Consider the following 18,474-nt stretch of genomic DNA (forward strand, 5'->3'; position numbering starts at 1 on the left):
GGGCAGAAGCACTGCCCGCCCTGGAGAACACATTGTTCAGCACGGCACCTCCGCGCCGCGCCGCGCGTAAAACCACCAGTTGATGGCCAGGCAGCTGACATAGAAGACGATAAAGGCGTACAGCGCCGCCTCCACCCCGCCTGTCAGCGCGATCGAGGTGCCGTAGCTCTTGGGAATGAAGAAGCCGCCGTAGGCGCCGATGGCTGCGGAGAAGCCGAGCACTGCGGCAGCTTCCTTGGTGGCCTCGGCCGTGGCTTGGCGCTGGGCAGTCTCGCCTTTGCCCGCCCACCGCTGATGCAGCGTGAGGAAGATGACCGGCACCTGCATGAAGGTGGAGCCGTTGCCGATGCCCGTCAGCAGGAAAAGCGCCAGGAAGCAGGCAAAGAAGCCCCAGAAGCTGCCCCCGACACCCTGTTCCGGCAGAAAGGCCAGGACACCGAATACCGCCACGATCATCATGGCAAAGACGGCCTGCGTGACGCGTGCCCCGCCGATGCGATCGGACAACCAGCCGCCAAAGGGACGGGCCAGCGCCCCCACCAGCGGGCCGAGGAAGGCATAGCGGGTGGGGTCAATGCCGGGGAACTGGCTCTTGATCAAGAGCGGAAAGCCTGCAGCAAACCCGATGAAGGAGCCAAAGGTGCCGATGTACAGCCAGCACATCAGCCAGTTGTGCTTGCGCTTGAAGATCACCGCCTGATCGGCAAAGGACGCCTTGGCCGAAGCGATGTCGTTCATGCCGAACCAGGCACAGAGGGTGGAGAGCACGATGAACGGCACCCAGATGAAGCCGGCGTTCTGCAGCCACATCGGCTTGCTGACGCCCTCCTTCACCCAAGTCTGCGGCTCACCGCCCAGCGCGCCGAATACCCCAGCGGTGATGACCAGCGGCACCAGAAACTGCACCACCGACACCCCGAGGTTGCCCAGCCCGGCATTCAGACCCAGCGCTGTGCCCTTCTCCGCCTTGGGGAAGAAAAAGCTGATGTTGGCCATGCTCGAGCTGAAGTTGCCACCGCCCAGCCCGCACAGCAGCGCCAGGATCATCATGGTCACATAGCTGGTGCTGGTGTCCTGCACTGCAAAACCGATCCCCAGCGCCGGAATCAGCAGGCTGGCGGTGGAAAGCGTGGTCCACTTGCGGCCCCCAAAGATTGGCACCATGAAGGAATAGAAGATCCGCAGCGTCGCCCCCGACAGTGCGGGCAGCGCCGCCAGCCAGAACAGCTGATTGGGGGTGTAGTTGAAGCCGATGTTGGGCATATTCACCACCACCACGCTCCAGACCTGCCATATGGCGAAGGCCAGGAGCAGCGCGGGAATGGAGATCCACAGGTTGCGCCGCGCCACCCGCCGGCCTTCCTGCTGCCAGAAAGCCGCGTTCTCGGGCTCCCAGCGATTGAGTACATAGGACATGGTAGGTCTCCTTGGGCGGGGGCTTCGGCCAACCCGCCGGTTGCGGGATCAGGCCTCGGGGGCCGCAAGGCGGCGGGCGTCCTCTGCACGCGCCACCGGTTTGAACGAGAAATGCATCCACACCAGGCTGACGCACACCGTGCCGTACAGCAGCATGAACGAGCTGGAGCGCACGCCGGTGAGGTCCACCAGCAGGCCGAAGAGGATCGGCAGCAGGAAGCCGCCCAGCCCGCCGGCCAGCCCCACCACTCCGGAGACGGCGCCGATGTTGTCCGGAAATTCGTCGGCGATGAACTTGAAGACCGAGGCCTTGCCCACCGCCATGGCCACGCCGACCACGAACAGCACCACGGTGAACAGCGTAGCGCCCAATCCGACATGTACGCTCAGCGGCCCCTGCGTGGTACTGATGACCATCTGCGTCTGCGGATAGGACAGGATGAAGAAAGCCACCCAGCACACCCACATCACCGCCCACGTCACCTTGTAGGCGCCGAAGCGGTCGGACAGCCACCCTCCCACCGCGCGCAACACGCCGCCCGGAAGCGAGAAGCAGGCAGCCAGAAAGGCGGCATGCTTGATGTCGAAACCGTACTCGGCCACGTAATACTTGGTCATCCACAAGGCCAGCGCGACGTAGCCGCCGAACACGACGGAGTAATACTGGCAGTAGCGGAGTACTGCCGGATTCTTCATCAGGGCCAGTTGCTGGCCCAGCGTGACGCTGGACGATACCCGGTGGGCCGGATCACTGTAGCTGAACACCCAGAACAGCAGTGCCGTGCCCAGCATGATGGCGGCGTAAACCGTCGGCACCATCTGCCAGCCCCAGGCGGCGATGATCGTTGGCGCAATCAGCTTGGTTAGCGACGAGCCGGCGTTGCCCGCCCCGAAGATACCCATGGCCATGCCCTGCTTCGACTTGGGAAACCAGCGGGCCACGTAGGGGGTGCCCACGGAGAAAGCCCCCCCCGCCAGCCCCACGAACAGGCCGATGACAAGGAAGTGCCAGTAAGCGGTGGCAAACTGCATCATGTAGATGGGAAGCACGCAGGCAAGCATCAGCGTGAACAGCACCACTCGCCCGCCGAACCGGTCGGTCCAGATACCCAGCGGCACGCGGATCAGCGAACCGGAGAGCACAGGCGTAGCGGCGAGAATGCCGAACTCGGTTTCCGACAGCCCCAAGTGGGCCTTGATCGGAATGCCCAGCACCGCAAACATCATCCAGATCATGAAACAGACGGTGAACGAGACGGTGCTCGACGCCAGCACCGCATACTGCTTGAAGGCAGAGGAAGCCATGACAGCCACCTATAGGGAAAGACACGGCTGCCACAGTACGCCGTGCTCTGCGTGGCTCCCATTCACCGGTGGAGGGGGCCGGACACGGCATACGGACAGGGGCGTTCGCCCCAAGGGAGGAGACGGACTAGTCCTTAAGACTTAGCCGCGGTACTGCCGGGCTGGCGGCGGGGCAGGAACACGATGAAGACCGTACCCTTCCCTTCCTCGCTCTCCACGCTGATGCGGCCGCCATGCAGCAGTATCAGCTCGCGCGCAAGGTGCAGGCCCAGCCCTGTACCGGGCAGCCCGCGACCGCTGCTGGCGCGGAAAAAGCGCGCGAAGAGGTTGGGCAACTCTGCCTTCGGGATGCCCACCCCCCAGTCGCGCACGGTAACGCTGACCCCGCCGGGCGCGGGGTAACAGGCGATATCCACCTTCTTCCAATCGGGGGAGTATTTCACGGCATTGGAAACCAGGTTGGCGAACACCAGATGCAGCAGTTCGGGATCGCCCTCGATGTCGGCCGGCAGCCCCTCGCTCATCGTTAGCTGGATGTGGCAGTCGCCATGAATTTCCTCCTGCGCCTCGACGATGTCGGTGAGCAGCGGCAGCAATCGCACCGCCTGCCAGTGGGGAACGATACCCCCGGCCTCCACGCGCGACAGGGTGAGCACGCGCTCCCCCAGACGCAGCATGTCCCGCACCACCTCGCGGATGCGCCCGGCGCGCGCCACCAGCGCCTCGCCCTGAAACTGCTGCGGATGGCGACAGAGCTTCTGCGCAATGCCGTCGATCAGCGACAGCGGAGTGCGGTACTCGTGCGATACCATGGAAATGAAGCGCTGCTGCATATCGCGCAGGGTGCGTTCGGTGGCCAGCGCCTCCTCCAGCGCATCCTCACGGGCCTTGATCTCGGCAAGGCTTACCACGCTGGACAATACGCATGGCATCCCCTGGTACTCCAGCCGATAGCCATTGATCAGGACGGGATAGACGTTGCCGTGTCCGTCGCGCATCACCGTCTCCAGCCCGTGTACAACGCCTTCCCTCACCACGCGGGCCATATAGCCCTGACGCACTGCCGGGTCAGCATAGAACGCGGCCCCGTTGAGCCGGCCCCGCTGCAAGGCCGATTCGTCCAGTCCGTACTGGGTGAGCGCCAGACGGTTGGCATACACCATCTGGCCACTGCCGGCCTCGCTGATCACCATCGCCAGCGGCAGGGTGTCGATGAGACGCTGCAACTCCTCGGTCTTCTTGGCCTCCAGCTGCAGCAGACGCTGCTGTGGCCCCAGATCGTGGTGACACACCAGCATGGCTGCGGTGCCGGTCACCGGGTCGGCCAGCGCGGTCAGCAGCAACTGATGGCGGACAGGACCTTCGGGCAGTAAGAGATCGGCGGCGACGGTGGCCTGTTGTTGTCCCTGCAGCAGGCCCCGGCATGCCTGTGCCTCACTGGCATCAGCGAACAAGGCGGCAAAAGCATCCTCCGCCGTGTCTGCCGGTGGCAACAGCGCATGTGCGGCAGGGTTACGCAGCAGCACCCGACCTGCCGCATCATAGAGCGATACCGGTTCGGTGACATGGCGAAAAGCCTCCAGCGTGCGCAGCGTCTCGGCGGCAAGGACAGTGCACCGTGCCTCCACCCGCATCAGGTGCGGCGTCTCCGGGTCCAGCGCAGCACAGCAGCACTCCCAAGCGGTGGGACGGCCCTCGGGGTAGAAGGTCCAGGCTTCCACGATGCTGCGCCCCGCCCCCAGCAGCTGCCGGTAGCGCTCCAGCCGCTGACGTGTCGCTTGAGTCTGTGGAGTGAAGTCCCGCCCCTGCAAGGCTTCCAGCGTTTCCACATCCCACAGCGCCAGCGCGGCCCGGTTGGCCCACACCATGGCATGACGCACGAGGTCGAAGACCCATAGCGGGGTGTCCAGTGTGTCGAGCACGGGAAGGGCACCCTGCCAGGCCACGGGCAGCCGGGTCATGGTTGGCTCTCGAGTAGCTGTCGGAAGTCAGCCAGCGGCATCGGCTGGTAAAAGTAATAACCCTGCGCCTGGTGGCATCCCAGCTGTGCCAGGATACGTGCTTGGTCGGCGGTTTCCACACCCTCGGCCACCACCTCGCAGCCCAGACCGCGCGCCAGACCCACCAAGCCTTCCACGATGTGGCGGTCGATGCCCTCTTCGGCCAACCCCGTCACGAAACTGCGGTCGATCTTGATGACCTCGGTACGGAACTGCTTCAGGTAGGTGAGCGAGGCATAGCCCACGCCGAAGTCATCCACTGCCAGGCGCATCCCCTGCCGGCGCAACCGGTCGATCGCATCGAGGATGTCATCGTCCAGGCGGGCCATCGAAGTCTCGGTGATCTCCATTTCCAGCCGGCGTGCCCGTTCCGGGCCCAGCGCGTCCAGCTGTGTGAGAAGGTAGCGCGGCACATCGCTGTCCAGGCTGGCGGCCGACAGGTTGAATGACACCACGCAGTCGGGTGCGCTCGCGAACAGTTGCTGCATCGCTCGCAGCAGGCTGTCGATCACCCAGCGGTCCAACAGGGCCGCATAGCCGGCCCGTTCGGCGGCGGGCACGAAGCATCCGGGAGACAATGCGCCGATGCTGGCACCTGGCCAGCGCAGCAGCGCCTCTGCTCCCACTATCCGACGGTCGGCCAGACGAACCCGAGGCTGGAACACCAGCTGCAGCGCGCCGCTGCGGATAGCCTCTGGCAGGTTGTGCTCGGCAAAGCGCACCGACTCCAAAAGCTGATAAGCCTCCGGCCCCAGGCTCAGTCGGCGTCGTGGCTGCTGCAGGCTTTCGAAGGTGAGATTGAGCGCCAGCGACTCCATCAGTGCCGGCGGCGCCAGCCGGGTCAGCACCGGATTGCGCCAGTCCAGATCGATGCTGAGCACGCTGGCGGTGAAGGACATTGCGAGCGCGGCCCCTTCCACAGGCTGGCGCTCGCGGTAGCAGCGGTAGGCATCGCCGGGCACATCTGCCCGCTCGATCAGTGCCCACAACCCCTCACCGTACAGCGATACGCTGCCCTCTTCGGCCAAGCCCTGCAGGTGTCGCTCCACTTGCCGCTGGAGTGCGGACCGTGCCGCGGCATCCATGCGCAGCGACAGCACAAGGTAACTGTCGATCTTGACCAGCGTGAGCCGGGTCGGCTGCTGCTGCCGGGCACACGCCGCCAGACGGTCGAGGATGCCGGACGGCGTAGGCCCGGCGATGGGCTGCACCGCCCCAGCCTGACGGGCCCGCTTGGCAAGGCGGGCTGCCACCGTCGCCAGCAGCAGGTCGAAGTCCACCGGTTTGGTCAGGTAGTCGTCGGCCCCGAGCGTGCGCCCCTGAATCTGGTTCTGCCGGTCGGCCAGAGCGGTCAGCATCACGAACGGCGTGTCCTCCAGACCGTCCTTGCGCCCCGTCACTGCGGCCAAGAGCTCAAAGCCATTCATGCGCGGCATTCCCACGTCGGTGATCACCAGATCGGGGTGGTGCGCGTCAAAGAGCGCCAGTGCCTCCACGCCGTCCCCGGCCTGCAGCACTGTATATCCGGCAAACCCGAGTTCTTCCACGATCATCTCGCGGATTTCCACTTCGTCCTCTACACACAGGATCGTGGCCTGACTCATGGTGCCTCCTTCTGGACAAGCGGGATCCGCAACACCAGCTGCCGTCGCCCGTCTGCCTCTTCCTCGTAATCCAGTCCACCGCCGGCAGCCTCAGCCTCTGCCGTGAGCATGTCCAGCTGCACGGGCCCGATGCTACCCGGACGCACCTGCTGCAGCAGCCAGCAGCAGGTGCCGGCCTCCTCGTTCAGGCGGCTGTGCCACGTTCCCTGCCAGTGGGCGATACGGCTGGCAACCTCGTCAATGATGCACCGCCACGCTGCCTCGGCCACCCGGCCTTCCTCGGCGGCATCGTGCACAGCGTCGGTGATCAGCCCGTCGGGCAAGCGTGCCAGCGCGCTGCGCACCATGCGCACCACCGGTTGTGGGCCGCTGTCCACCGGAAACTCGGCTAGGGTTTCATCCAGCATTGCTGCCAGACGCTGTGTAGCCGCCCGGATGCGCACAGCACGCTCCACCACGGTCTGCGGCGGCATCTGGTCTGCCCGCCGCTCCAGCGACTGGGCAGTGCTATCGATCAGCGTCAGCGGCGTGCGCACTTCATGCGACATGGTTTCGATGAAGCGCTGATGCTCGCGGTTGAGCGCCCGCTCCCGCTCCAGAAGCGCCAGATCCTGCTCACGCCGTGTCTCAAGCTGGCGCGCAGCCTCCTCCAGCGTCTGTCCGAGACCGACAATGTGCGTGCCCAGGCGGTTCATTTCCTCGATGTCGCTGTCGGGAGCGGCTTCGGGATAGCGGCCCTTGCCAATGCCGCCCACCATCGATTCGAACTGGGCCATCGGGCCAGCCATGCGCCGGCTGGTGCGGCGTGCGTGCCGGTAGAGCACGGCGAAAAACACCACATAGAACGCCAGAAGCGTCAGCACCATGCCGTAGCCGATCTTGGCCAGGCGGCCGTGCAAGCTGTTCACCTCGGCCAGCACCTCGTTTTCGGGGGCCACCAGCACCAGTGTCCAACCTGGGCCCGCCACACGCGCCCAGGACGCCAGTACCGGCTGATCCAGGGTTAGCGCCAGCGTGCCTGCAGGTGCGCGGCGCATGGCGTCGGCCAACCTCTTGCCGGCAGGCAGGCGGTTGATGCGGAAGCTTTCGGGCTTGAAGGTGTTGCTGGTGATGGCTTCGGTGTAGTGAAAGCGTGTCAGCTCCCGCAGACGCCAGTCTCCCTCCCCTTTGGATGGCAGGGCAAGGATGGTGCCGTCGCGGCTGAGCAGCATGGCGTAGGCGCTGCCTGGCAGGTCCAGCTTGAGCACTTGGTCCACCACGGTCTTGAGGGTGATGTCGATGCCGACCACCGCCTCCAGACGGTCACCCAGCCAGACCGGTGCGATCGACGAGACCATCCAGCCACTTCCGGCAGGGTCCAGATAGGCGTCAGTCCAGACCGCGCGGCGTAGGGGATTATGCTTGCCATCGGCCTCGTAGTAAAAGTTGTACGAGGGGATGTCCATTTTCACCGGGTACTGCGACAGCACTTCAAAATAAGGATAAATCCGGTTGTACGAGTCCCGGGTGTTGAAGTAGACCTGCGTCACCAGCGGATTGGCTGACACGATGTCCTTCATCAGCGGGTCCAGCCTTACGGTGCGCCAGACCTTATCCTTCTCGGCCGGCCCCACCGGGACGTGGCCGCTGAAAAACGCTGCCGCCCCGCCATTGTCGCGGGTGGTGTAGAAGGCGCCTTCCGGGCTGGTGGTATACCGTGCCACTTCCGTCGGATCGGGCTGCGCCGGCGTGGCCAGCGCACTGCCGGTCTGACGGGCGAACAGGCGGGTGAGAGTTTCCACCGACATCAGCTGTTGGCTGATGGCTGTACCTTCCTGGCGGGCTGCACGCTCGAAGAAATTGCGGGTCAGCCCGGTGACAGAGGCACGGTTCTGCGCCAGGGTCATCTCGCCGCTGATCCAGTACACCATCAGGAAGCCAAGTTCGATCACCAGCAGGGGGACGATGGCCGCCCGCAGAAAGCTGCGCCACAGCCAGCGCTCCAACGGAACACTGCGGGTTTGCCCGGTTTCATTCATGTTAAAAGCCTAGGTGTGCTGCCGTCCCGTCGGGACGTTGTCGTGTCACTGCATGATAATGCTGTCCTACACCCCGGCCAAAGCACTTTTCGAGACAGTCTGTTCCGTTTTGGCGGCTTGATGAATGGTTCTAATGTGAACTAAATTCCTGTCTGTCGCTCCAAGCCCACATGCAAGGCGGAAACGGACTCTGCAAGCCCTCTTGCCAACGAAAACGGAACTCTTCCCGATGAACCCTCACTCCGAACGCTACACCGCCTTGCAGGTCATCCTGCACTGGCTGATGGCGCTCCTCCTCGTAGGCACTTTCGCGTTTGGCTGGTACCTGAGCACCCTGCCGCTGTCGCCGGAAAAATTCCGCTGGATTGCATGGCACAAGTGGGCAGGCATTCTCGCTCTCGCGCTGGGGATCTGGCGCCTGACAGTGCGCTTTTACCGGCGCCCCCCGGCGTTGCCCGCCAGCATGTCGCCGCTGGCAGTGCGGGCCGCCCATGCAGGCCACGTTTTGCTCTACCTCTTGATGCTTGCCGTTCCGCTGTCCGGCTGGACGATGAGCTCGGCTTACGGCATCCCGGTGGTCTGGCTGGGCCTACTGCCCCTGCCCGACCTGGTTTCGGCCGACCCGGCGCTGGGCGAACGACTGAAGTCGTTGCACGAGACCCTGGTCTGGCTGCTGGCCCTGCTGGTGGTGGGCCATGTGCTCGCCGCGCTCAAGCACCAGCTGATCGATCGTGACGGCCTGATGAGCCGCATGCGCCTGCGCTCCGGCCACCACTGACCCTTTCCAAGGAAGAAACAATGAAATTTCCTGCCCTCGCTGCAAGCCTTCTGATGCTGGCCCCGCTTGCCGGCGCACAACCAGTGGACCTGGCGCGCAGTCAGCTGACCTTCACCATGAAACAGATGAACGTTCCGGTGTCCGGAAGCTTTCGCAAGTTTTCGGCCAACGTTGACTTCAACCCCCAGAAGCCCGAAGCCGGTCGCGCCGACATCGTGATCGACACAGCCAGCATCGCACTACCCACGCGCGAGGCCGAGGCCGAGGCGCGCAAGAAGGACTGGTTCAATACTGCCCAGTTCCCGCAGGCGCGTTTCACCTCTACCGCGATGAAGGCACTGGGCGGGAACCGCTATCAGGTCAACGGCCGTCTGACACTCAAAGGGGTCACCCGTGATGTCACAGCGCCCTTCACGGCGCGTGCCGAGAATGGCGTCACCCTGGTGGAAGGCAGCCTGCCGATCTCGCGCTTGGCCTTCCGCATCGGCGAAGGCAGCTGGAGCGATACCGGCACCGTGGCCGACGACGTACAGCTCAGTTTCCGCATGGCCCTGAAGGGCCAGTAACCCCCGATCCTGTTCACTCTAACGGAGCCTACGATGACCCGTACCCTTCTTGCCTCTGCCCTCTTCGCATTCGCTGGCGCTGCCATGGCCGCCCCCGTCAGCTACACCATCGACCCCGCCCACACTTACGCGGGGTACAGCGTGAACCACCTGGGCCTTTCCAAGCAGAGTGGCCTGTTCACCAAGGTGGGCGGCACGGTAGTGGTGGATGAGTCCGCCAAATCGGGCAAGGTGGATGTCACGATCGACGCCGCTTCACTGCAAACTTTCCTGGCCGACCGCGACGCCCACCTGAAGGGCCCGGAATTTTTCAACGTGGAGAAATTCCCCACCCTTACCTTCCAGTCCGACAAGGTGGTATTCCACGGCAGCAAACCGGCCGAGGTGCAGGGCAAGCTGACGTTGCTGGGTGTGACCCGTCCGGTCACCCTCAAGCTGGTGAATGTCAACAAGGCCAAGAACCCGATGAGCGGCAAAGAAACCTGGGGCGCCAATGCCACCACGCGTATCAAGCGTAGCGAGTTCGGCATGAAGGCCTTCCTGCCCGCCATCAGCGACGAGGTGGACCTGGGTATCGCCCTGGAGGCCGTGGCGCAGTAAGCAGCGGATTTAAGTCCCCCTGCCCGGCCCGAACGGCCGGGCTTTTTCTTGCCTGCGCAGGCGAAGGGTACTCGGCCCAGGGCCAAAGAGTGACGGCACAGACCGCCCGCCGCGGTAAACCGGTGGGCTCAACGAAGACTGCCGGAGAGACTGCGCCCACGCCCGTGGCCAAAGGATGGGCCCAGGGCGTGAAGGCGCTCTGGAGGGCTGACCGAGCCCGCACCGCGGCGTTCAAGGCCGCCGGGGCATGAGCGGCCTGCCAGAAACAAGTGGCACCCCCCGGGCACCGGGGTGGGAGGCATGCAAGGTTGGCCGAAGCGGACTCAGGCCAGCAGCTTGCCGGGGTTCATGATGCCCAGAGGGTCGAACACCGCCTTTACCCCGCGCATCAATGCAATGTCTTCCGGAGAGCGGGTAACGTCCAGATAGTCCCGTTTGAGGAGACCAACGCCGTGCTCGGCCGACATGCTGCCACCGAAGCGTCGCACCAGGGCAAATACCTCAGCATTGACCCGCTCGCATGCCTCACGAAAGCCGTCTAGCGCCAGCGCGTCCGGCTTGAGCACATTGATGTGCAGGTTGCCATCACCGATGTGGCCGAACCATACCACCTCGAAATCCGGGTACTCGCGTGCCAGTACCGCATCCAGCGCCTCGACGAAAGGTGGCACCGCGCTCACCCGCACGGCGATGTCGTTCTTGTACGGCCGGTAAGGGGTAATCGACTCGCTGATGTCCTCGCGTAAGCGCCACAATGCCCGCGCCTGTTCTTCGGACTGGGACAATACGCCATCCACCAGCCAGCCTGCTTCCATGCACTCTTCGAACAGCGAAAGCGCCGTCTCTTCGGTGGTTGAATTGACGCACTCGAACTCCAGCAGCACGTAGTAATCGCTCTCTCCCTCGAACGGGCGCTGCACCTGACCGCGGGCCAGCACATGCCGCAGGGCCTTTTCGGAGAAAAATTCGAACGCCGTCAGGTCCAACCGCTGCCGGAAAGCATTGAAGACCTCCATGATGCCGGCCAGCGCCGGCACCGCCAGCACCATCACCGACAGGGGAGCGGGCGGTCGGGTCAGCTGCATCGTGGCCTCGACGATGAACCCCAAGGTGCCCTCGGAACCGATGAACAGATGGCGGAAATCGTAACCGGTATTGTTCTTGGCCAACCCTTGGTTGAGCTCCAGCACCTCGCCGGTGCCGGTCACCACCTTCAGGCCGGCCACCCATTCGCGGGTCATCCCGTAACGTACTACTTTGATACCGCCGGCGTTGGTGGCAATGTTGCCGCCGATCTGGCTGCTGCCGCTGGAGGCAAAGTCCACCGGATAGTAGAGCCCCTGGTCGGCGGCAAAATCCTGCAGCTGCGCGGTCACTACACCGGCCTGGCAGCGCACCGTCCGATCCACCGGATTAAAGTCGAGGATGGCGTTCATGCGGTCGAACGAAACCACCACTTCACCTTGGGTGGCCACCGCTCCACCGGAGAGGCCGGTGCGCCCCCCCGAGGGCACCAAGGCTACCTTTTCCTGTGTTGCCCAGCGCACCAAAGCGGCCACCTCCTCGGTGGTCTTGGGGAACACGACCGCAGCGGGTGCAGGCGTGTAGTAGCGTGTCCAGTCCAGTCCGTGGCTTTGAAGGGTGGCGACGTCGGTGGCCACCCGCTGGGTCTCCAGCAGGGAATGTAGCTGTTGAATCTGTCGGGGTTCGAGCATCCGGCGGCCTCTCTGGTCAACAAAGCAACAAGACCCTCATAATACCCGAGTTCTTTACTGGGATAAGAGGAAGCAGGATGCAGAACGTTTCGCTTGCCAAGGACCGCATCAAGGTACTGCTGCTCGAGGGGGTGCACCAGAGCGCAGTGGATGCCTTCCAGGCCGACGGCTATACCAACATCGAGTTTCACAAGAAGGCCCTGCCGCCGGCAGAGCTGATCGAACGCATCGCCGATGCCCACATCATCGGCATCCGCTCCCGCACCCAGTTGACCGAAGAGGCGTTCTCCGCAGCCAAAAGGTTGATGGCCGTGGGCTGCTTCTGCATCGGCACCAACCAAGTGGACCTGAAAGCCGCCGCGGTACGGGGGATTCCGGTGTTCAATGCGCCCTTTTCCAACACCCGTTCCGTGGCAGAGCTGGTGATTGCCGAAACCATCATGCTGATGCGTGGTGTGCCGGAAAAGAACGCTCTTGCCCATCAGGGCGGTTGGCTGAAGTCGGCCGAAGGCAGCTACGAGGTGCGGGGCAAGACACTCGGCATCGTCGGCTACGGCCACATCGGCACCCAGGTGGGCGTCCTGGCCGAATCGATGGGCATGCGCGTGATCTTCTACGACATCGAGAACAAGCTCACCTTGGGCAACACCCGGCAGGTAGCCTCGCTGGATGCCCTTCTGTCCGAAGCGGACGTAGTAACGCTGCACGTGCCCGAAACCCCAGAGACCCGCGACATGATCGACGCCCCCCAGCTGGCCCGCATGAAGCCCGGCAGCCACCTGATCAATGCTTCGCGCGGGACGGTGGTGGTCATCGAGGCGTTGGCCGAAGCGCTGGCGCAGAAACATCTGGCGGGGGCCGCCATCGATGTATTTCCGGTAGAGCCGGAAGGCAATGGCGAGGCCTTCGTTTCGCCTCTGCAGGCCTTCCCCAATGTGATTCTCACCCCGCACGTCGGTGGCAGCACCCTGGAGGCACAGGCCAACATCGGCGGTGAGGTGGCCTCCAAGCTGATCAAGTACAGCAACAACGGCTCCACGCTCACCGCGGTCAACTTTCCGGAAGTCTCGCTGCCGGAGCAGCGCGGCAAGTGCCGGCTGCTGCACATTCACGCCAACAAGCCGGGTATCCTCGCCCAGATCAACGAGCAGTTCTCGCGTGCCGGCATCAACATCGTGGCACAGTACCTGCAAACCAACGACACAATCGGTTACGTAGTCATCGAAACCGACACCGCAGCCAGCCAGGCCGCCCTGGAGACGCTGCAACGGATCGACGGCACCATCCGCTGTCGGCTGCTGTTCTGACGCACAGCTCCATGCAAAAGCCCCGCAGAGGCGGGGCTTTTTTGTGACCGGGCAGGCCGTACTTACTGCAGTGCCGGCTCGTCCATCAGCAACGTGGTCAGCTCCGCCACGCGCCGCTTCAGTTCGCGCCGATCGACGATCATGTCGATTGCGCCCTTTTCCAGCAGGAACTCGGAGCGCTGAAAACCCTCAGGCAGGGTCTCGCGCACCGTCTGCTCGATCACGCGCGGCCCGGCAAAACCGATGAGCGCGCCCGGTTCGGCAATCACCACATCGCCCAGAAAGGCAAACGAAGCCGACACACCACCCATGGTCGGGTCGGTGAGGATGGAGATGAACGGCAGACGTGCGTCGGTCAGCAGTTGAAGGGCCGCACTCGTCTTGGCCATCTGCATCAGCGAGTTGAGGCCCTCCTGCATCCGCGCGCCACCAGAGGCCGCCACGCAAATGAACGGAGCACGAGCCTCGACCGCCGCCTGCACCCCGCGCACGAAGCGCTCGCCCACCACCGAGCCCATCGAACCGCCGATGAACTTGAACTCGAAGGCGGCTACTACTGCCGGTTGCGACAGGATGCTGCCCTGCATCACCACTATGGCATCGTCTTCGCCGGTTTCAGTGCGGGCCGCTGCCAGCCGGTCGGGATAACGCTTGCTGTCCTTGAACTTCAGGATGTCCACCGGCCGGACTTCGGCGCCGATTTCGCGACGTCCTTCCGGATCCAGCAGGGCATCAAGACGCTCGCGTGCGGACAGCGCATGGTGATGGTTGCACTTCGGGCAGACGCCCAGGTTGCTCTCCAGATCGGTGTAATACAGTACGGCTTCGCATGCGGAGCACTTGCTCCACAGGCCTTCCGGTACAGCCGAAGGCTTGTCGGCGCGGTTCTCGCGCTTGATCTTCGGCGGCAGGAGCTTGTTCAACCAGCTCATGCAGACTCCTTTATGCGCCGCACCCGGCCCGGAGCCGGTACGGCGGCAAGCCGGCGGGGCCCTCAGGCCCCGCCGTACATTATCTAGTTAATGGCAGCCTTGAGACTGGCTACCAGACGGGTCAACCGCTCTTTGGCAGTTTCGGATGTCGCCGCCTCGATTTCCTGTACCAGACGGCTGCCCACCACGATCGCATCGGCGGTGACGGACAGCGCCCGCGCCGTTTCGGCATCGCGGATGCCGAACCCGACGCCGATAGGCACCCGGATTTCTTCCCTGAGGGCGGCAATTTTACGCGCTACGTCGTCAATGTCCAGATTGCCAGCGCCGGTCACGCCCTTAAGCGAGACATAGTAGACATATCCGCGTGCGTGATGGCCGATCTCGCGGATGCGCTCGGCCGGTGTGGTGGGCGCAATCAGGAAGACCGGATCCAGGTCTTGGTCCATCAGTGCTTGCGACAGTTCTGCGGCTTCCTCGGGGGGGCAGTCCACCGTCAACACACCATCCACGCCCGCTTCACGTGCCCGACGGGCAAAGGCTTCGTAGCCCATGGCGCAAAGCGGATTGAGGTAGCCCATCAGCACTACCGGTGTAGTAGTGTTGGTGCGGCGAAATTCGGCCACCATGTCCAGTACCTGGCGCAGGCCCACCTTGTGGGCGAGCGCGCGCTCGGAGGCCCGCTGGATGACCGGACCGTCTGCCATCGGGTCGGAAAACGGCACACCCAGCTCGATGATGTCGGCGCCGCCCTCCACCAGGCCCTGCATTAGCTCCACCGTCAGGCCCGGCTGCGGGTCGCCAGCGGTGATGAAGGGGATGAGAGCTTTTGCGCCTTCAGCCTGCAGGCGGGCAAATGTTTCTGCTACGCGACTCATGCAGTAATGTCCTTGCCAGGAAGGGTCGGCACGGTCGTAGAGAAGGCGACCGCGCCGAGCAATTGATAGGAACGAGGCACCAGGGCTTCGGCCAACCTTGGAGCGGGCGACGCCGTGCAACGGCCCGTCTGACACGGACCGGCGGCTGCCCCCGTCCGGAGGGTACTCACAGCGTGATGCCCATCAGGCCGGCCACGGTGTTGATGTCCTTGTCGCCGCGACCAGACAGGTTGACAAGGATGATCTGGTCTTTGCTCATCGTGGGGGCGATCTTGGCGGCCTGGGCCAACGCATGGCTGGACTCCAGTGCCGGGATGATGCCTTCCAGCCGGCAGCAATCCTCGAAGGCCTTGAGCGCCTCGTCGTCATTGATGGCCACGTATTCGGCGCGCCCGATGTCCTTGAGCAGGCTGTGCTCTGGACCGACGCCCGGGTAGTCGAGCCCGGCAGACACGGAATGCGTTTCGATGATCTGCCCGTCCTCGTCCTGCATCAGGTAGCTGCGGAAGCCGTGCAGCACACCCGGTTTGCCGGCGGACAGCGGTGCGGCGTGCCGCCCCGTTTCCACACCATCGCCACCGGCCTCCACACCCACAAGACGCACGCCGTCCACGTCCACATAGGGATGGAAAATCCCGATGGCGTTGGAGCCTCCGCCCACGCACGCTACGACCATGTCCGGCTGGCGGCCGGCCATTTCCTGCATCTGTTCAATGGCTTCCAGACCGATGATGCGCTGGAAGTCGCGCACTAGCATCGGATACGGATGCGGGCCTGCCGCGGTCCCCAGGATGTAGAAGGTGGAGTCCACGTTGGTTACCCAGTCGCGCATCGCCTCGTTCAACGCGTCCTTGAGCGTCTTGGAACCGCTTTCCACTGGCACCACCGTAGCGCCCAGCAATTTCATGCGGAACACGTTGGGCGCCTGGCGCTTCACATCCTCCGCCCCCATGTAGACCACGCACTCCATGCCGTAGCGGGCGGCCACGGTGGCCGAGGCCACGCCATGCTGACCCGCACCGGTTTCGGCAATCACCCGCTTCTTGCCCATGCGACGTGCCAGCAGTGCCTGGCCGATGGTGTTGTTCACCTTGTGCGCGCCGGTATGGTTCAGGTCTTCGCGCTTGAGATAGATCTGGGCACCGCCCAGTTTTTCCGACCAGCGTTTGGCGTGGTAGATCGGGCTGGGACGGCCGACGAAGTGCTTCAGCTCGTAGTGGTATTCCTGCCAGAATGCCGGATCGGCTTTCGCCCGCGCGTACTCGGCCTTGAGTTCGTCAAGGGCGGCCATCAGCGTTTCTGCGACGTAGACGCCTCCATAAGGACCGAAATGGCCCCGGGCGTCCGGAAGATCATACTGACCCATGCCTAGCTCCTGAAATGAATGCCGCCATCCGGGCGACATCTTTGATGCCTTTGCTTTTTTCCACGCCACTGGAGACGTCCACCGCATCGGGACGCACACGGCGCACGGCCTCGGCCACGTTGCGCTCGTCCAGCCCTCCCGAGAGGATGAGCGGCAGGGGGCGCTCTTCTGGCAGCAGACTCCAGTCGAAGGTGGTGCCTGTGCCGCCGTGCACCCCTTCGACGAAGGCGTCGGTGAGAAGGCCGCGCGCATCGGCATAGGCCGCGGCCAGGGCGGAGAAGTCGGTACCCGGTCGCACCCGCACCGCCTTAAGATAGGGACGGTGAAAGCTGCGACAGAAGTCAGGGGATTCTTCGCCATGAAACTGCAGGATGTCCACCGGACAGGCGGCCAGCACCGCTTCCACCGCTTCGCGGCTTGGATTGACAAAGAGGGCCACGACACTGACGAATGGCGGCAGTGCACGCACGATGGCGCGGGCCTGGTCCGGGTTCACGTTGCGCGGACTGGGCGGGTAAAACACCAGCCCCACCGCGTCGGCCCCCAGCCTCGCTGCTTCCTGTGCGTCCTGCGGCGTGGTGATTCCGCAGATTTTGATGCGAACCGACATGCTCATCTCCAGAATGCCAGACGCGCAGGGTTGGCCGAAGCCGGCAGCCCGTGGCTTTCCGGATAGCCCACGCCGGTCAGGTACAGCCCATCCGGCATGAAGGTGGGCGGGGCCGTGGTGCGGTCGCGTGCCGCCAGCAGTCTGGCAAAACCTGCAACGTCCAAGGCGCCCTTGCCCACGTAGACCAGCGCACCGACGATATTGCGCACCATGTGATGCAGGAAGGCATCGGCCGTCAGGTCGAAGCGGATCAGTCCATCCGTTTCGGTCAGATCAAGCCGAGCTATCGTCTTCACCGGAGACTTTGCCTGGCATTGCGCCGCGCGGAAACTGGAAAAATCGTGCTGCCCGAGCAGGCAGCCCGCCGCTTCACGCATCGCTCCCACATCCAAGGCCTGATGGAACCAGCCCACCCGCCCTGCTCCCAGGCTCGGACGCACCGGGTGGGTAAGAAGGAAGTAGCTGTAGGACCGTGAAAAGGCAGAGAAGCGGGCATGGAAGTCGTCAGTGACCTCGTGCGCCCACAGCACGGCCACATCGGCCGGCAAATGCGCATTCACGCCGCGTACCCAGGCATTTGCCGACCGTGCAGCCGTGGTGTCAAAGTGCACCACCTGCATGGCAGCATGCACACCGGCATCGGTACGTCCGGCCGCCACCGTCTGCACCGGATGACCGGCAATCGCCGCCAGTGCCTTTTCCAGCGTGTCCTGCACGGTATTGCCATGCGGCTGGGTCTGCCAGCCGGCAAAGGCCCGGCCGTCATATTCGATTCCCAGCGCGATTCTCATGCCCACATTCCTGTTGCGATTGCCACCGCCAGCCCAACCAGCACCCAGTCGGGCACGCGCCAGCGACAAAGCGTCAACTCTACCTCATCCGGCCCGGTTTGGGCCATGCTTTCGGCAAGCCAAGTCGGCCATTGACGCCAGTGGACGGGGCGCGGCAGGGACAGCAGCCGGTCGGCATAGTGGAGGGTCAGACCCAGCCGGCAGGCCAAGGTGGCAGCCGGCAGCCCCAGACGGCGGAAGGGACGGAACAGAAGATAGAGCGCACCGAGGAAGCCATCACGGCCGCTCACCAGCCAGATGCGGCGCAGCCACCACACCAGGATCAGAAGCCGCAGGCTCTGGGCCAGCCCTTCGGCCAAGCCCTGCCAGGTCGGGGCCCAGACGGCATCCATCACCGCAACGCCGGGAAGGGTCCAGCCATGCGTGGCCAGCAGGGCAACAAACAGCCAGCGCATCCTCGTAAAGGCAGGCCAAAGCGTCTGCGGTGAGCGCCCAAAGAGGAACACCGTCATGACGGCCAAGCCCAGCAGTGGCCACAGGGATAGCCGTTGTACTGCCAGGGCGCCCAGCGCCCAAGCCACAATCAAG

Annotated in this window: 16 protein-coding genes; 4 read left to right on the forward strand and 12 right to left on the reverse strand. The window is 64.1% G+C overall.

The genetic code is table 11. The features are described 5' to 3' along the window. Window positions 1–36: 36 nt before the first annotated feature. The 5 genes from EV669_RS12805 to EV669_RS12825 form a co-directional block, all read right to left on the reverse strand. Window positions 37–1,416, reverse strand: coding sequence for a NarK family nitrate/nitrite MFS transporter (locus EV669_RS12805; RefSeq protein ID WP_132098888.1), 1,380 nt, complete (start codon window positions 1,414–1,416; stop codon window positions 37–39). Between the two features lie 48 nt (window positions 1,417–1,464). Beyond that, on the reverse strand, window positions 1,465–2,721 hold the full coding sequence (locus EV669_RS12810) for an MFS transporter (RefSeq protein WP_132098889.1): 1,257 nt from the start codon (window positions 2,719–2,721) through the stop codon (window positions 1,465–1,467). A gap of 134 nt (window positions 2,722–2,855) precedes the next feature. Then, a complete protein-coding gene (locus EV669_RS12815; protein WP_132098890.1) occupies window positions 2,856–4,682 on the reverse strand; it encodes a sensor histidine kinase in 1,827 nt (608 codons plus the stop codon). Continuing rightward, window positions 4,679–6,325: an EAL domain-containing protein gene (locus EV669_RS12820; protein WP_132098891.1), complete on the reverse strand. Its 1,647-nt coding sequence runs from the start codon at window positions 6,323–6,325 to the stop codon at window positions 4,679–4,681. Before EV669_RS12820 ends, EV669_RS12815 begins: the two co-directional genes overlap by 4 nt. Next, window positions 6,322–8,343 carry a histidine kinase dimerization/phospho-acceptor domain-containing protein gene (locus EV669_RS12825; RefSeq protein ID WP_132098892.1) on the reverse strand — a complete coding sequence of 674 codons (2,022 nt, stop codon included), beginning with the start codon at window positions 8,341–8,343 and terminating at the stop codon, window positions 6,322–6,324. Before EV669_RS12825 ends, EV669_RS12820 begins: the two co-directional genes overlap by 4 nt. A gap of 229 nt (window positions 8,344–8,572) precedes the next feature. On the opposite strand from EV669_RS12825, the gene EV669_RS12830 reads away from it, so the two are divergent. Genes EV669_RS12830 through EV669_RS12840 form a run of 3 tightly spaced genes read left to right on the forward strand, consistent with a single transcriptional unit; the run spans window position 8,573 to window position 10,287 of the window. Next, window positions 8,573–9,121 (forward strand): cytochrome b, encoded by a 549-nt coding sequence (locus EV669_RS12830; RefSeq protein WP_132098893.1) that lies wholly within the window; start codon window positions 8,573–8,575, stop codon window positions 9,119–9,121. Between the two features lie 20 nt (window positions 9,122–9,141). Continuing rightward, window positions 9,142–9,687: a YceI family protein gene (locus tag EV669_RS12835; RefSeq protein WP_132098894.1), complete on the forward strand. Its 546-nt coding sequence runs from the start codon at window positions 9,142–9,144 to the stop codon at window positions 9,685–9,687. Window positions 9,688–9,720: 33 nt separating this feature from the next. Continuing rightward, window positions 9,721–10,287: a YceI family protein gene (locus EV669_RS12840; RefSeq protein WP_132098895.1), complete on the forward strand. Its 567-nt coding sequence runs from the start codon at window positions 9,721–9,723 to the stop codon at window positions 10,285–10,287. 323 nt (window positions 10,288–10,610) lie between these two features. Here the strand turns inward: EV669_RS12840 and EV669_RS12845 are convergent, their stop codons facing one another. Then, window positions 10,611–12,002: an FAD-binding oxidoreductase gene (locus EV669_RS12845; RefSeq protein ID WP_132098896.1), complete on the reverse strand. Its 1,392-nt coding sequence runs from the start codon at window positions 12,000–12,002 to the stop codon at window positions 10,611–10,613. A gap of 77 nt (window positions 12,003–12,079) precedes the next feature. Between EV669_RS12845 and serA the strand changes: the two genes are divergently transcribed. Next, the gene (gene serA, locus EV669_RS12850) at window positions 12,080–13,309 is read left to right on the forward strand and encodes a phosphoglycerate dehydrogenase (RefSeq protein ID WP_055433660.1); all 1,230 of its coding nucleotides are present in this window, start codon (window positions 12,080–12,082) and stop codon (window positions 13,307–13,309) included. A 62-nt stretch (window positions 13,310–13,371) separates the two neighbouring features. Here the strand turns inward: serA and accD are convergent, their stop codons facing one another. From accD to EV669_RS12880, 6 genes are all read right to left on the reverse strand, one after another. Beyond that, the gene (gene accD, locus EV669_RS12855; RefSeq protein ID WP_132098897.1) at window positions 13,372–14,241 is read right to left on the reverse strand and encodes an acetyl-CoA carboxylase, carboxyltransferase subunit beta; all 870 of its coding nucleotides are present in this window, start codon (window positions 14,239–14,241) and stop codon (window positions 13,372–13,374) included. An 83-nt stretch (window positions 14,242–14,324) separates the two neighbouring features. Further along, window positions 14,325–15,119: a tryptophan synthase subunit alpha gene (trpA, locus tag EV669_RS12860; protein WP_054285989.1), complete on the reverse strand. Its 795-nt coding sequence runs from the start codon at window positions 15,117–15,119 to the stop codon at window positions 14,325–14,327. Between the two features lie 166 nt (window positions 15,120–15,285). Continuing rightward, the gene (gene trpB, locus EV669_RS12865) at window positions 15,286–16,485 is read right to left on the reverse strand and encodes a tryptophan synthase subunit beta (protein WP_054285988.1); all 1,200 of its coding nucleotides are present in this window, start codon (window positions 16,483–16,485) and stop codon (window positions 15,286–15,288) included. Then, window positions 16,472–17,095, reverse strand: a complete 624-nt coding sequence (locus tag EV669_RS12870; protein ID WP_054286054.1) for a phosphoribosylanthranilate isomerase — start codon at window positions 17,093–17,095, stop codon at window positions 16,472–16,474. Before EV669_RS12870 ends, trpB begins: the two co-directional genes overlap by 14 nt. 2 nt (window positions 17,096–17,097) lie before the next feature. Then, entirely contained in the window at window positions 17,098–17,886 is a 789-nt protein-coding gene (truA, locus tag EV669_RS12875; RefSeq protein ID WP_132098898.1) for a tRNA pseudouridine(38-40) synthase TruA, read from the reverse strand. Then, entirely contained in the window at window positions 17,883–18,473 is a 591-nt protein-coding gene (locus EV669_RS12880; protein WP_132098899.1) for a hypothetical protein, read from the reverse strand. The genes truA and EV669_RS12880 overlap by 4 nt, the downstream gene beginning before the upstream one ends. Window position 18,474 lies beyond the last annotated feature (1 nt).

Origin of the sequence: Gulbenkiania mobilis (assembly GCA_004346645.1) — a bacterium.
Lineage (GTDB): Bacteria > Pseudomonadota > Gammaproteobacteria > Burkholderiales > Chromobacteriaceae > Gulbenkiania > Gulbenkiania mobilis.